The sequence below is a fragment of the Salinivibrio costicola subsp. alcaliphilus genome (assembly GCF_001996185.1).
Taxonomy (GTDB): domain Bacteria; phylum Pseudomonadota; class Gammaproteobacteria; order Enterobacterales; family Vibrionaceae; genus Salinivibrio; species Salinivibrio costicola.
Genome location: NZ_MUFR01000027.1, coordinates 1 through 14833, shown reverse-complemented (window position 1 = coordinate 14833; position 14833 = coordinate 1). Strand labels below are relative to the sequence as shown.

At 50.5% G+C, this 14833-nt stretch carries 11 protein-coding genes; 6 read left to right on the top strand and 5 right to left on the bottom strand.

Annotated elements, in window-relative coordinates:
• Window positions 1-6 precede the first annotated feature (6 nt).
• The gene (typA, locus tag BZJ21_RS10325) at window positions 7-1833 is read right to left on the bottom strand and encodes a translational GTPase TypA (RefSeq protein WP_021022577.1); all 1827 of its coding nucleotides are present in this window, start codon (window positions 1831-1833) and stop codon (window positions 7-9) included.
• Window positions 1834-2364: 531 nt separating this feature from the next.
• On the opposite strand from typA, the gene glnA reads away from it, so the two are divergent.
• From glnA to add, 6 genes are all read left to right on the top strand, one after another.
• Window positions 2365-3774, top strand: coding sequence for a glutamate--ammonia ligase (gene glnA, locus BZJ21_RS10320; RefSeq protein WP_021022579.1), 1410 nt, complete (start codon window positions 2365-2367; stop codon window positions 3772-3774).
• A 186-nt stretch (window positions 3775-3960) separates the two neighbouring features.
• On the top strand, window positions 3961-4512 hold the full coding sequence (locus tag BZJ21_RS10315) for a DUF4124 domain-containing protein (RefSeq protein WP_158075521.1): 552 nt from the start codon (window positions 3961-3963) through the stop codon (window positions 4510-4512).
• Between the two features lie 109 nt (window positions 4513-4621).
• Window positions 4622-5686 carry a nitrogen regulation protein NR(II) gene (gene glnL, locus BZJ21_RS10310; protein ID WP_021022581.1) on the top strand — a complete coding sequence of 355 codons (1065 nt, stop codon included), beginning with the start codon at window positions 4622-4624 and terminating at the stop codon, window positions 5684-5686.
• On the top strand, window positions 5679-7088 hold the full coding sequence (gene glnG, locus BZJ21_RS10305; protein ID WP_077669731.1) for a nitrogen regulation protein NR(I): 1410 nt from the start codon (window positions 5679-5681) through the stop codon (window positions 7086-7088). The genes glnL and glnG overlap by 8 nt, the downstream gene beginning before the upstream one ends.
• Before the next feature lie 135 nt (window positions 7089-7223).
• Entirely contained in the window at window positions 7224-9770 is a 2547-nt protein-coding gene (locus BZJ21_RS10300; protein WP_158075520.1) for a bifunctional diguanylate cyclase/phosphodiesterase, read from the top strand.
• 85 nt (window positions 9771-9855) lie between these two features.
• Window positions 9856-10857: an adenosine deaminase gene (gene add, locus BZJ21_RS10295; protein ID WP_077461679.1), complete on the top strand. Its 1002-nt coding sequence runs from the start codon at window positions 9856-9858 to the stop codon at window positions 10855-10857.
• A gap of 47 nt (window positions 10858-10904) precedes the next feature.
• On the opposite strand, the gene hemN is transcribed toward add, so the two are convergent.
• From hemN to BZJ21_RS10275, 4 genes are all read right to left on the bottom strand, one after another.
• Entirely contained in the window at window positions 10905-12278 is a 1374-nt protein-coding gene (gene hemN, locus BZJ21_RS10290; protein ID WP_021022586.1) for an oxygen-independent coproporphyrinogen III oxidase, read from the bottom strand.
• Between the two features lie 199 nt (window positions 12279-12477).
• Window positions 12478-12972: a DUF2489 domain-containing protein gene (locus BZJ21_RS10285; RefSeq protein WP_077461681.1), complete on the bottom strand. Its 495-nt coding sequence runs from the start codon at window positions 12970-12972 to the stop codon at window positions 12478-12480.
• Between the two features lie 13 nt (window positions 12973-12985).
• Window positions 12986-13474, bottom strand: coding sequence for a Der GTPase-activating protein YihI (yihI, locus tag BZJ21_RS10280; RefSeq protein ID WP_077669729.1), 489 nt, complete (start codon window positions 13472-13474; stop codon window positions 12986-12988).
• The gene (locus BZJ21_RS10275; protein WP_077669728.1) at window positions 13471-14115 is read right to left on the bottom strand and encodes a class I SAM-dependent methyltransferase; all 645 of its coding nucleotides are present in this window, start codon (window positions 14113-14115) and stop codon (window positions 13471-13473) included. The genes yihI and BZJ21_RS10275 overlap by 4 nt, the downstream gene beginning before the upstream one ends.
• Window positions 14116-14833 lie beyond the last annotated feature (718 nt).

The following is a 14833-nucleotide window of genomic DNA, read 5'->3' as shown; positions in this document are numbered from 1 at the left end:
ACGCGATTAACCTTTACGACCAGCGCGCTTGCGGTCTGTCTCAGTCAACAGCTTTTTACGAATACGGATGCTTTCTGGCGTAACTTCAACCAGCTCATCGTCATCAATAAACTCAAGCGCTTGCTCCAAGGTATACTTGATCGCTGGGCTCAATACCTGCGCCTCATCGGTACCCGAGGCACGCACGTTAGTCAATTGCTTACCTTTCAAGCAGTTAACCGTCAAGTCATTGGCGCGGTTATGAATACCGATAACTTGACCTTCGTACACTTCATCACCGTGTTCAGCAAACAAGCGACCACGGCCTTGTAGGTTAAACAAGGCATAAGTCAGTGCCTTACCTGCGGCGTTTGAGATCAATACACCGTTGATACGTTGGCCAATATCACCCCCTTTGAATTTACCGTAATGGTCAAAGGTATGATAAATCAGGCCCGAACCAGAGGTCAGGGTTAAGAACTCGGTTTGGAAACCAATTAAACCCCGTGATGGCATCACAAAGTCCATGCGTACACGGCCTTTACCGTCTGGGAGCATGTTGCTCAGCTCGCCTTTACGCAGACCGATGCTTTCCATCACGCCACCTTGATGCTCTTCGAGCACGTCAATGGTCACGGTTTCAAACGGTTCAAATTTCTCACCGTTTTCTTCTTTGATGATCACTTCAGGGCGAGAGACGGCAAGCTCAAAGCCTTCGCGACGCATATTCTCGATAAGGATCGACAAGTGCAATTCGCCACGACCTGATACACGGAATTTATCCGGGTTCTCGGTCTCTTCAACACGCAGCGCCACGTTGTGAACCAGCTCTTTTTGCAAACGCTCAAGGATATTACGTGACGTCACGTACTTACCTTCTAGGCCGGCGAACGGCGAGGTGTTGACTTGGAACGTCATGGTCACAGTTGGCTCATCAACGGTCAGTGCGGGGAGCGCTTCAACGTTGCTTGGATCACAGATAGTGTCTGAAATCTTTAGCTCGCCCAGACCCGTAATAGCAATAATGTCGCCCGCTGAGGCTTCATCGACATCAGTACGGTCAAGGCCGAGGTAACCCAAGACGCTACCTACCTTGCCATTGCGCTTGCTGCCATCAGCACTGACAATGGTCACTTGCTGGTTCGGTTTCACCGAGCCACGCGTAATTCGACCCACGCCGATAACACCGACATAGGCGTTATAATCAAGCTGAGACACCTGCATTTGCAATGGCGTAGTAATGTCGACGTCAGGCGCATCGACGTTGTCCACGATCGCGTTGAACAACGGCTCCATATCGTCGCCTTCGGTCGCTTCATCTAGGCTCGCCCAACCGTTTAGCGCTGATGCGTAAACCACTTGGAAGTCTAACTGTTCGTCCGTGGCACCCAAGGTGTCAAACAGATCGAAAACTTGGTCCATCACCCAGTCAGGTCGTGCACCCGGACGGTCAATTTTGTTGATAACCAAAATCGGCTTCAGGCCGTGAGCGAAGGCTTTTTGGGTCACAAAGCGGGTTTGTGGCATCGGACCATCAACGGCATCAACCACCAATAAGACCGAATCAACCATCGACATGATACGCTCAACTTCACCACCGAAATCGGCGTGCCCTGGGGTATCAACGATGTTAATTCGATAATCATTCCAGTTAATGGCGGTGTTTTTCGCCAAAATGGTGATGCCACGCTCTTTCTCAATATCATTTGAGTCCATGACACGCTCTTCCACCTCACCGCGGGAAGCCAGCGTACCGGATTGCTGAAGCAGCTTATCCACTAGCGTGGTTTTACCGTGGTCAACGTGGGCAATAATGGCGATATTTCTTAATTTATCTGTTTGTATTTTGGTCATGGACTCTCTTTTTCACTCGTTAGACGCGGCACGTGTCGAACCTGACACGCTGAGACAGCGTATACTAGCACGACGGGGCCACCATCTGATTAAAAAAACGGCCGTAATGTACCAGATTTTGTCGCAAAACCCACCTTATTCTGTGAATCAGCTCACCATCAAAGTGGCTTGACTGCTGTCTAGTTGGTCATTTGTTAAGCAAATACAAGGATTCACCGGTTTTCGAGCAAACATGAATTTTTAAAGACGGCCCACACTCTCAATACCGATTGTCTGCTAAAAAGAAGAGGGGGATGGGTTTGCACCCATGTCGTGCACAAACATCTGCACCACCTTCGCCCCTTGCACTATGATTGAGCATATGTGCACAATAATGGTGCAACCCGCTCTCGTTTGACGAGCACTGAGCGGCATTTTTACCCGCCGAGCCTGCTATGGCGTGGTTTTAAATTGTTGGCACAGTTTTCGCTTTGTCATGCAGCAAGGAGCCAATTCGCTATTTACCTAATTTGACACCGGAGGTTATTTCACATGTCAGTAGAAAATGTGCTCGCACTTATCCAAGAAAACGAGGTGAAATTCATCGACCTGCGCTTTACCGATACCAAAGGTAAAGAGCAGCATGTTTCCATCCCCTCTCATCAAGTGGACGATGACTTCTTTGAAGAAGGCCAAATGTTTGACGGTTCATCCGTGGCGGGCTGGAAAGGGATCAACGAATCAGACATGGTCATGATGCCAGATGCAAGTTCGGCCGTGCTTGACCCCTTTACCGAAGAAAGCACCTTGAATATTCGCTGTGATATTCTAGAGCCGTCTACCATGCAAGGGTATGATCGTGACCCACGTTCCATTGCTAAACGCGCTGAAGATTTCATGCGCTCAACGGGGATCGCAGATACCGTTCTAATTGGGCCTGAACCCGAGTTTTTCCTCTTTGATGACGTGAAATTCGCCACCGATATGGCCGGCTCTTTTTACAAAATCGATGACGTCGAAGCGAGCTGGAACTCAGGCACCGCACTGGAAGGCGGTAACAAAGGCCACCGTCCAGGCGTTAAAGGTGGCTATTTCCCTGTTGCACCGGTCGATTCGTCACAAGATATCCGCTCGGCCATGTCATTGGTCATGGAAGAGATGGGCTTAGTGGTTGAAGCGCACCACCATGAAGTGGCAACGGCTGGCCAAAACGAAATTGCGACCCGCTTTAACACCTTGACCACTAAAGCGGACGAAATTCAGATCTATAAATATGTGGTGCACAACGTCGCACACGCCTTTGGTAAGACGGCGACCTTTATGCCGAAACCACTGGTCGGCGATAATGGCTCAGGCATGCACGTTCACCAATCACTGGCCAAAGATGGTCAAAACCTCTTTGCAGGTGATAAATACGGTGGCCTATCTGAAACAGCACTTTATTACATTGGTGGTGTGATTAAGCACGCTCGAGCCATTAACGCCTTTGCCAACGCGTCAACCAACTCGTATAAGCGCCTGGTTCCTGGGTTTGAAGCGCCGGTCATGCTGGCTTATTCTGCGCGTAACCGCTCTGCGTCAATTCGTATCCCAGTGGTGCCTAGCCCGAAAGCGCGCCGTATTGAGCTCCGTTTTGCCGATCCAACCGCGAACCCTTATTTGTGCTTTGCTTCGATGCTGATGGCCGGCCTTGACGGTATCAAAAACAAGATTCATCCAGGCGATGCCATGGACAAAGACTTGTATGATCTCCCGGCTGAAGAAGCGGCAGAAATTCCGACGGTAGCGGAGTCCCTTAAAGAAGCTCTACAGGCGCTGGATGCTGACCGCGAATTCTTGACCGCAGGTGGCGTGTTCTCAGACGACTTTATCGACTCATACATCAAACTGAAAAGCGAAGATGTTGAGCGTATTCAAATGACAACGCACCCAGTTGAGTTTGAGCTTTACTATTCGGTGTAACGACTCGTCACGCTGAACATTGAAAATGCAGCCCACCTCGCAGGTGGGCTTTTTTATGCTTGGCGACTGTATGTACCCACTTACAATGCTCCGCAGGGGATCACGCAAACCTAGGGGGCTGTAATGCGTGGGTTAGGTGCTCGTTGGCGAGGAGCTCTTTCGCGAGGAGCTCTTTTACTAGGCGCTATGTTACTAGGCGCTATGTTGCTGACATTGGCTTTTAGCAGCCATGCGGGCATGCTCTATCAGTGGACCGATGACAACGGCCAGGTGCATTTTAGCGACCAACCTCCGACGCACCCGCACCACGTTAGGCCGTATGCATCCCTAACGCCTTCGCCCTCTCTCTACGATGCCTCTTCGTCTTCGGCTGAACAGCCTGCGCCAGCCCTGACACCACCCAAATCGGTAACACTCACCCTTGTATCGCCCAATGATGGCGCAACATTACGCAGTAATCCCGGCGAGCTATCCGTGACAGCCACGGTGTCACCGCTTTCCATCCCCGCCAAGCAAACACGGCTCGTCTTAGACGGCCAGCCCGTTGCGTCTCCCCCAACCATTAGCTTGAACGCATCACAGCGACAGCTGGATTGGCGGCTGGCGCCCATTGATCGTGGCACCCATCAGATTCAAGTCCAATACCTCGAAAGCGGCAAGGTAATTGCATCCTCATCGATATATCACGTGTATTTACACCGCGCGCACGTTAATCAACGCCATCGACGCCAAGATTAACCGACCACGGCACCTAAACCATCACAAACTCAGTGGTACCGGCTGCATCATGCAAGGATCTCGATTACACTCAATGCACCAAACTAGTGCAAACAAGGACGCGACACGGATGACGCCAGCTCAACTGTTTGATCATCTGCTTACCGCCATCATTGTGGTAGACAGCCAATGGCGTATTGAATACGTTAATGCAGCAGCAGAACAGCTAATGCATCAAAGTGCTAGGCGCTTGCGCCAGCAACCCCTCACACAGCAAATTCAGCATGCCAGTGTTGACTGGGCGCACATAGCCAGCGCCACTCAGGCAGGGCAAAGTTTAACGGATAGTGATGTCACTTGGGTGGTTGATGGACAACCACAAAAAGTACAACTCAGTGCAAGCCCCTTATTTGACGCCGAGGATGAGGGCCGTCTGTTACTTGAAGTCAACGTCGTGAGCCAGCAACAAAGGATCAGCAAGGAGCTGACCCAAAAAGCGCAACAACAAGCAGCAAAAGAACTGGTGCGTGGCTTGGCTCATGAAATAAAAAACCCGCTAGGCGGATTGCGCGGGGCGGCACAGCTACTGGAAAAAATGCTACCCGATGCCAGCCTCGCGGAGTATACCCAAATCATTATCGAGCAAGCGGACCGCTTAAGAAATTTAGTCGACCGCTTGCTTGGACCGCAGCGCCCGGGATTACGCCAACGGCAAAATATTCACGTGGTCTTGGAGAAAGTCCGTCAACTGGTCAGCCTTGATCATCATGACGGGGTGCATATTGTGCGCGACTATGATCCCAGTTTGCCTGATTTTGATATGGATCCAGAGCAGCTTGAGCAGGCGATCCTCAACGTCGTCACCAATGCCGCCGACGCGGTGAGTGGCCAAGAGGATGCACGCCTCACACTGCGCACCCGCACCGGTTTTCAAACCGTGATTCATGGTCAACGCCATCGTGTCGTGGCCCAGATAGAAATCATCGACAATGGCCCAGGTATCGCCCCTCACTTACAAGATACCTTGTTCTATCCGATGGTCACCAGCAAAGCGGATGGTAACGGACTCGGACTGGCCATTACCCACCACTTAATCGATCAACACCAGGGCAAAATTGAAGTGAATAGCTGGCCGGGCCATACCTGCTTCGCTATCCAATTACCCATTATTGAAAAGGATAGACCGCATGAGTAAAGGGACCATTTGGGTCGTGGATGATGACAGCTCGATTCGTTGGGTGATGGAGCGAACACTGAGTGCTGCGGGCCTCACGTGCGATACATTTTGCGATGCTGAAAGTGTAATGAGTGCGTTGCACGAGCGCACTCCCGACGTTTTAGTGTCAGACATTCGCATGCCAGGCAGCGATGGGCTTGCTCTGCTCAATGTGGTGCAAGCACAACATCCAGACTTACCCGTCATTATCATGACCGCCCACTCTGATTTAGATGCCGCGGTTAATGCCTATAAAGAAGGCGCATTTGAGTACCTGCCAAAACCTTTCGATATTGACGAAGCCTTGGCTTTGGTTGAGCGCGCGTTAGCCCACGTTAAAGAACAGCAAAAGCAGCAAACGGCGACGCAACCACAAGCACAAACGCCAGAAATCATTGGCGAAGCCCCGGCGATGCAAGAAGTGTTTCGCGCCATCGGTCGGTTATCGCGCTCATCCATTTCGGTGTTAATCAACGGTGAGTCCGGCACCGGCAAGGAGTTAGTCGCCCAAGCGCTTCATCGCCATAGTCCGCGTTCAGAGCAAGCCTTTATTGCCCTGAACATGGCAGCAATCCCAAAAGATTTGATCGAGTCAGAGCTGTTTGGGCATGAGAAAGGCGCATTTACCGGAGCCAATGCCGTTCGCCAAGGACGGTTTGAGCAAGCCAATGGCGGCACCTTATTTTTAGATGAAATTGGTGACATGCCGTTGGATGTGCAAACGCGTTTGCTACGCGTGCTCGCCGATGGTCAATTCTATCGCGTGGGTGGCCACGCAGCCGTCGATGTGGATGTCCGTATTATTGCCGCGACCCACCAAGATTTAGAGCGTCTTGTCACCAATGGCACATTCCGAGAGGACTTATTCCATCGCTTAAATGTGATTCGCGTCCACCTTCCATCACTCAAGGACAGGCGACAGGACATCCCGCAACTGTGCCAGCACTTTCTGGCCCGCGCGGCTAAAGAGTTAGATGTCGAGGCCAAACAACTTCACCCGGACACCGAAGCCATGATGAGTCAGCTTCCGTGGCCTGGCAATGTGCGTCAGCTGGAAAACACCTGCCGCTGGCTCACGGTGATGGCCAGCAGTAAAGAAGTACTCCCCGGTGATTTACCGCGCGAATTAGTCAATCAGCCGTTGTCTGTGACCGACAGTGAAGCGCAAGACTGGCAGGATGCACTCACTCAATGGGCTCAGGACGCAATCACTCAGGGGCAGCATGGCATTTTGCAACAAGCATTGCCTAACGTGGAGCGAATACTCCTACAATCAGCGTTGCAACATACTCATGGGCATAAGCAAGAAGCCGCAAAAATTTTAGGATGGGGGCGTAATACACTGACACGCAAGCTGAAAGAGCTTAATATTGAGCACTAACGCAATATTAAAACTAACACAATTTGAACCTCTGCTAAATTTAAGTAAAGAGATTGAAGTAAAAACCGTTGATCGTGTTAACTTCAATGGTGTTTAGTTGATGAGAAAAGTGATGTTGTTGTTCTGATGAGAAACATGCGCCCATTGTCGATTCGAGCCGCTGTAATGCTCCCCGTGTTTCTCGTGCTCACGTTCACCTTGATTGTGATCATTCTGACCATTAACAACCACTACCGCACCAGCTCTCAGTTTGTCGGTAAGTTACTGCTGGACGATTACTCTCAAGGGATTGAATTAGACTTACGCCAGTATCTTCAGCACCCGTTTAACGCCAACGTATTTGTCGCTGAGCGTCTCGCCGCTCGCCTCCAAGCCGCCCCCATCAACAATAAAGGCTTGCGAGACTATTTACTCAGTAGTCACACGTCGCTTTATCAAGCCATGCCATACATGCAAGTGCTCAGCATTGGCGTTGATGCGAACGGCGATTATTTTGGCTATCGCAAAAATCAAGCAGGCCAGTCGATTTTGATGGAGCGAAGTGATGCCACACAAGGCGCATTACGCATCTTCGACGGTCGAACGTTAAACGCTAATATTGTTTACCAAGACAGCCACTATGATCCTCGTGTTCGCCCCTGGTATATTCCAGCCTTTAACCGCGAACATCCACGCTGGACCGATATATACCTCGATGCTGATGAAATCGGCGAAGTATCACTCTCTGCCATTGCGCCCGTGCAGGTTAGTGGCGAGGTCTGGGGGGTGGTCGCCAGCGATATCAAGCTGAACGCCTTTAATCGCTTTCTCAGTGAGCGCCAGCAAAAACTCGGCGGCGCGCTTTTTATTGTCGATGACGAAGGCAGGATGATCGCCCATAGCGGCAACAGCAGTCCTAGCAACATTTTACACTTCCCTAATATCACCAATAACTCAGTACTCAACGCCACCATCAATGAGATATCGGCTGATTGGCCTCCTGAACCTGAAAAGCTCGGCAAATCGTTTCATTTCGACATCCATGAAAAACAGGGTCACTTCTATGGCACCGTCAAAAAAATCGCCTTACCGCCGCCTTTTCAGCATCAATGGTATGTGGTGGTTGCGCTGCCTGATCAGCTGCTTCTCGAAAGCTTGTTAAGCCAACAAGAAATCAGTATTTATTTAGTGATCGCAATATCGGTAGTTGGCTTGGTGATTGTTTATTTAATTATTCGCCAACTCACTCGGCCTTTGCGTGACACCGCAGAGGCGGCGGCAAAGCTCGCCTCAGGCAATCTCACTTATCGGATTAACACCCCTGCCAACCTGCGGGAGATTGCGATATTAAAAGACGCGTTTAATAACATGTCCGGCAAAATGCAAGAGTCATTCAACCGCTTACGTCAGCAAGTCCGCCAAGATAACTTAACCCAGTTGTATACGCGCGAAGGCTTGATTGAACAAGCCGCCGGGCTGCGTTATCAGTCACCGAATACCTTGGCGATTTTGGGGGTCAATGGCTTTCGTGATATTAACGATAGCCTAGGTCAAGACGGCGGTGATGTGCTGCTATGTGCCATCGCACAACGGTTAACGGATTTAGCCGATGGTTCCAAGATGCTAATCGCACGCGTTCGCGGTGATGAATTTGCGGTCCTGGCGCCCCACACCACCAACCGAACCCAGTCAGAAGCGCTAGTGAGTCAACTACTGAGTCTATTTAACCGCCCAGTCACTATCGGTAACGACGATGTCTTGGTGGATGCTTGTGCCGGGGTGGTGTTCGGTTATACCTACGGGGATGCCATTCATGAAAGCCTCCAACACGCAGGGTTGGCTCTCAGTGAAGCCAAGCGCAGTGATGCGGCGATGTATGTCTATTTTGAAGCCAGTATGCAAGCTCGGGTGCAAGAACAGTCTCGGCTCCTGCTTGAGCTTCATCATGCCGTTCAGCATCATGAATTCGTCGTGTTCTATCAACCTTTCGTGCGCTTAAGCGATGGCTATTTCTGTGGCGCAGAAGCCTTAGTGCGCTGGGAAAGCCCCAGCCGTGGCATGGTGTCCCCAGCTGAGTTCATTCCGATCGCCGAACAAAGCGGTTTAATCAACCAAATCGGCATGCAAGTGCTTGAACAAGCCGCTTTTGATACGGTCGCACAAATTGAGGCCGGACGATGGCCTGCCCATTTCCAATTGCATGTCAACTTATCAGCACGACAGTTATTATCGGCTGACTTTATCGACAAGTTGGAGCAAGTGCTCACACGCACACAACTTCCTCCCGAGAATTTAACCTTAGAGATCACTGAGTCACAGTTGATGAGCCATGAGCATCTCGCGACCTCTGGGCTCACTAAAATCCGCGCCCTTGGGATTAAAATTGCGATTGACGACTTTGGTACGGGCTATTCTTCATTGGCCTATTTACATCAGATGGCTTTCGACAGCCTAAAAATCGACCGTAGCTTCGTCCATTCGATGACCGAAAACAGCACCAACCAAAGGATCATTGAAGCCGTGGTTGCCATGACTCGTGGCATGGATGTCCACTTGGTCGCTGAAGGCATTGAAACCAAAGAAGAGGCGGCTAGGTTACGTGAAATTGGTTGCCATTATGCGCAAGGGTTCTTGTTCGCCAGGCCCCTACCCTTGGCCGAACAACCAACAGAACGGGTAACGGATAAATTGCCAACGCGATAAGGCTCACGTCCTACGCGCTTCGACAGCTGACGCATGGCGCCACAGTCGCTATACTGAGCGCCAACTCACCGGCTGGGAACCAACGATGATGAGACACGATTTTCCTTTAACGGACCTACACCGTCACCTCGATGGCAACATCCGCATCAATACGATTTTAGAGCTCGGTCAGCAGTTTTCGATGCCGCTGCCGGCACATGACATTGAAAGCCTGCGCCCCCATGTACAGGTGGTTGATACCGCGCCTGATTTGGTCGCGTTTCTCTCAAAACTTGATTGGGGTGTGGCAGTACTCGGAGATCTCGACGCGGTACGGCGCGTGGCGTATGAAAACGTCGAGGATGCCCTAAATGCACACATCGACTATGCCGAATTACGGTTTTCGCCCTACTACATGGCGATGAAACATCAACTGCCCCTCGAAGGCGTGGTGGAAGCCGTCGTCGATGGCGTGCAGGCCGGCAGCCGTGACTTTGGCGTGAAAACCAACCTGATTGGCATCATGAGCCGTACTTTCGGCACCCAAGCCTGTATGGCCGAGTTGGATGCACTACTGACACAGAAATCGCAACTGGTTGCCATCGATTTAGCCGGTGACGAACTGGGGCAGCCCGGAGACCAATTCACCGAACATTTTGCCAAAGTTCGAGCCAGTGATTTGCAAGTGACGGTTCACGCTGGTGAGGCTGCGGGCGCTGAGAGTATGTGGCAGGCGATTAACGAGCTAGGCGCGACCCGTATTGGCCATGGCGTGAAAGCGATTGAAGACCCCGCTTTGATGGACTATTTAGCCAAGCACCGTATCGGGATTGAATCCTGCCTAACCTCGAATATTCAGACCAGTACCATTGCTGATCTCGCACAGCATCCGGTGCGCCAATTCCTCGACCACGGTATTCTGGCATCGTTAAATACCGACGATCCAGCCGTGGAAGGCATCGAGCTGCCCTATGAATATGAAGTCGCGGCCCCAGCCGCGGGCTTAACCGCTACACAAATCAACACACTACAAGAAAATGGCCTAACCATTGCCTTCTTGTCTGACCATGAGAAAGCGGCGCTAATAGCCAAAGCTGCGGCCCGCTAATGGGCTGTGGGTGTTATAAAAAAACCGCCATTTGGCGGTTTTTTTGTTTAAATCACCCGTGAGAACTGTTGTTGTCGCGCCCTATCCCGTAAATAAATATCAAAACTCATACAGATATTACGGATCAGCATCCGACCGGTTTTGGTCACGCTGATGGTCTGGTCGGTGACACGGACCAAATCGTCGTCAATAAAACACTGTAGCAACTTGAGATCGTCAGCAAAGTAACGGTCAAAATCAATCTGATAACGTGCGGCGATCACCGCCTTCTCAAGGGTAAAGTTACACATCAAGGCTTTAATCACATCGCGGCGAATACGATCATCGCGCTCCAACATGACGCCTTTAAATAAGGCATGTCGCTCCGCATCCACTTGGTGATAATACCGCTTCATCTCTTTTTGATTTTGCGCGTAACAATCACCAATCATCGAAATCGCCGACACACCCAATCCTAATAAGTCACAGTCACCCTGGGTGGTGTAGCCTTGAAAATTACGATGCAAGCGTCCCTCACGTTGCGCAACCGCCAGCTCATCATCGGGCAAGGCAAAGTGGTCCATACCAATAAATTGATACCCCGCCGCCGTTAGCGTGTTAATGGTTTCTTGCAGCATGGTGAGCTTGGCGTCGGGTGACGGTAAGGCATTCTCGTCTATTTTCCGCTGGGCGGCGAATAAATTAGGTAAATGGGCATAGTTAAACACTGATAGCCGCCCAGGGCGCATGGTGAGCACTTGCTCTAGCGTGTTGGCAAATCCCTCGGGGGTTTGGCTGGGTAAACCATAAATCAAATCAAGATTGGTGGAGCGAAAGCCAAGCTCTCGCGCACGTGCAACCAATGCGTGAATAAAGTCTTCATCTTGCTCTCGATTGACCAGCTGTTGCACTTTTTTATCAAAGTCCTGCACGCCAATACTGATGCGATTAAACCCTTCATTGCGCAGATGATCGAGCATATCCAGCGGTATTTCACGTGGGTCCACCTCGATACTGATTTCCGCATCGTCTTCAAACTGGAACTCTTGGCGCAGTAACCCCATTAGACGCGAGATCTGTGCTTTGGTGAGAAAGGTGGGTGTACCGCCTCCCCAGTGCAATTGAGTAACCCGACGGGCGCCCAGTAAAAATGCACGCTGGCGAATTTCATGTTCCAAGGCATCCAGGTACTCATCCGCCTTATGTTGATGCCGGGTCACCACTTTGTTGCAGCCGCAGTAATAGCAGAGCTTGTGACAAAATGGGATATGCACATACAACGACAACGGCCGCTCAGGGTACTGGCTACATGCCATATCAAATTCCGCAGGCGTAAATGCCTCATGGAATTCAAGCGCGGTGGGGTACGAGGTATAGCGGGGCCCTGAATAATTATACTTATTGATCAAGGCTTGATCCCAAATGATTTGTGGTGATGACATGGCTTACATTCCGCAAAGGCGCTTAGGAAAGGAGAACAAAGTGTAGTGTGCCACAGCCTTAAGTCAGGTGTTTAGCACTACCCGCATTGATATGGTGAAAGTGTCGGCGAGATCGATTTTCGCCTAATAATTATAAGGGTATTGTGCCAAAATAATAAAGGAATGCCGCTGCGAGCAGCCGCATTCCAAGCAGGTACACTTAGTGGGTCAAAATATGATCAGGGATATGCCGGCCACCCGTAAAGGCCAAAATCTCGGCCAACTCGGCTTTTATCGCCTGCTCGAGTCGCGCTTCATGCTTGGCACGATCAAAGTCCAACCGCATCCGTTCGTTCTTTTTAAGGGTTTTCCTGGCATCACCTCGTGGGGTGTCTTTGACCGCCTCGTAAAGTTCAAATAACGCAGGGTAGCGGCTATCAAATTCAACCCGCTTTTCCCCTTGGAGGTGATCCATAATCATATAAAGACGAATCGCCGCCTCGGACAAATCACATTGATCTTTCAAGGCTGCGAACGCAATCACATCAACGCTTTCAATGATTTTATCATTCCGCTTTTTTATCGCCGCCTCTTCCATCTCCGCTTGCAGCGCCGTCTGCCGCTTGAGTCTTGCCAGCAAAGTCCCGGCGTATACCGATAACGCTAAAATAATCAGCGCGCCTAGTCCTGCTAGTATCCAGATCCCGTCCTGCACCTGCTACTCCTCTTTAATCGTTCTGTTGCTCAAATTTGGCAAGCAGATCGCTTTCATCATCCTCCGGTGTATCCTCGTCGCTCAGCAACCCTAGCTTATCCATCAGCACTTCAATGCGATCGAGTTTTTCATCGACATAGTTTTGCAGCCCTGCCCCGAGCTTTTCACCGTTTTCGATGCGATCGAGTAAGACATTCAGTTGCGGGTCTTGCTCGAGCTTTTCCAGCTCTTGCTCAGGGGTCAACGTGGATTGTTTCGGTTTCGCAGCTTCAGGCCCCAATGGAATCGGTTTTTTACTGCCAATCCGTGGGTCTTTCTTGCCGCCGCGACGATGCGTTTGCACATCACTTTCTTCAGAATGACGCGATCCTGCTTTTTTTCCTTTCCGTTTTTTCTGCTTTTTCAGCATGCGAGCAATTCGATCTTGCTCGGTCTGGTTTTTATCTACGTATTGCGCCGGGCCTTCCGATCCTGTGCGGCGCGTTTTCTTTTTACGCGTCATAACAATGGTTTCCTCATTAATATTACATCGTTGCCCAAAAAGGTCAGTTCGAAGCCAGCTTGAGCAGCTAGAAATTGAAACGTTTGGCGGCTAAAAAAGCTGACATGAGTCAGGTCATTCTTATAGTGCCAGCGTGAAAATGCCGCTGGATCCTGGACCAGCTTGGTCATGATCCCCAGATACCCACCCGGCTTTAGTATGGATAGCCATTGTGTCCACTGCTCGGCGGGGTGATAAAAGTGCTCAATCGCTTCGGTGCAGGTGATGAAATCGTAACCACGCGCCAACACCTGTGTATCAGGGGCATAGAAGGGATCATAGCAGGCGATTGAATGTCCCGCGTCACGCAGCATGTTTGCAAGCACCGGCCCCGGACCACAACCAAAATCTAGGCCGTTGCGTGGCGATTCAGCTAACCGCGCAAGTAACGGGGTGGCCAACCGCGATAAGAAGCGCTGATAACCCGCATCATCAGGATGATTTTGGTGCAAGTCATAAATGGCTTTCTCATCGTGCGGTGCCAGCAGTGCCTGGCGATCAACAAACACCAAATCACAACGCGTACATTGAAAATAGGCGCGGCGCTTATCGGTATGGTAAGGGTGAGTCTGGGTATGCTCACATAAAGGGCAGTGCTGCATGTTATTCGTCTATGCCAAAAGCTGGCGCGAATGTAGCAGAAAGTGGGTCAATAAAAAAGCGACAGGCATAATGCCTGTCGCGGTATCGCCTTGGCGATATAAGCGGGTGTCGTCCGTCCTGGTACGTCTTTCATCCCTGCTCAATAGCGTTTTACGCCTTGGTTTTAACATCCTGTTAGTGTGGTTGGCTTACCTGCCTAACGGTCGCATCCTGCGTCCTTGTCGTCATAACATCCACATCACATCCTGTGCGAGACTATCCTTACATACCGACCTTGGCGAGTTCACATCCTGTGGCAACACCTTCCTGGTGTGAAAAGCTTTCCTTAGCCGGTTGGCCTATTCTTGGCGTCAACGTCCTGTTGATGATGATAGCGTATCCTAATCACTTAATTTGCCTAGCATGCCAAACAAAAAAATCCTGTTTAAAAAAGAAAGGTGCGTGATAAGCGATTGAATATATGGTGTTTTTTATTTTATCTTTCAATCGATATCGCGATTTTCTCGCCGTAAAATAGCAAATATCTTACACCCGATAACGCACTTGTCGTTATCAGCGCTAACACCATGCAAGCAAATCGCAAAGCAGTGATAAGAAGAGGAAGAGAAAGAGGAAGGAAACATCGAGTAGGGTGAGGCGTTGCCGCCTCATCCCTCTCACAGAACCGTACATACGGACCTCGTATACGGCTCATGCACACTTCCATTCAGCATAAAT

Excerpts from the sequence above, each read along its gene's own strand:
- typA (WP_021022577.1), bottom strand. The coding sequence starts at position 1,833 with ATGACCAAAATACAAACAGATAAATTAAGAAATATCGCCATTATTGCC.
- glnA (WP_021022579.1), top strand. The coding sequence starts at position 2,365 with ATGTCAGTAGAAAATGTGCTCGCACTTATCCAAGAAAACGAGGTGAAA.
- BZJ21_RS10315 (WP_158075521.1), top strand. The coding sequence starts at position 3,961 with ATGTTACTAGGCGCTATGTTGCTGACATTGGCTTTTAGCAGCCATGCG.
- glnL (WP_021022581.1), top strand. The coding sequence starts at position 4,622 with ATGACGCCAGCTCAACTGTTTGATCATCTGCTTACCGCCATCATTGTG.
- glnG (WP_077669731.1), top strand. The coding sequence starts at position 5,679 with ATGAGTAAAGGGACCATTTGGGTCGTGGATGATGACAGCTCGATTCGT.
- BZJ21_RS10300 (WP_158075520.1), top strand. The coding sequence starts at position 7,224 with ATGCGCCCATTGTCGATTCGAGCCGCTGTAATGCTCCCCGTGTTTCTC.
- add (WP_077461679.1), top strand. The coding sequence starts at position 9,856 with ATGATGAGACACGATTTTCCTTTAACGGACCTACACCGTCACCTCGAT.
- hemN (WP_021022586.1), bottom strand. The coding sequence starts at position 12,278 with ATGTCATCACCACAAATCATTTGGGATCAAGCCTTGATCAATAAGTAT.
- yihI (WP_077669729.1), bottom strand. The coding sequence starts at position 13,474 with ATGACGCGTAAAAAGAAAACGCGCCGCACAGGATCGGAAGGCCCGGCG.
- BZJ21_RS10275 (WP_077669728.1), bottom strand. The coding sequence starts at position 14,115 with ATGCAGCACTGCCCTTTATGTGAGCATACCCAGACTCACCCTTACCAT.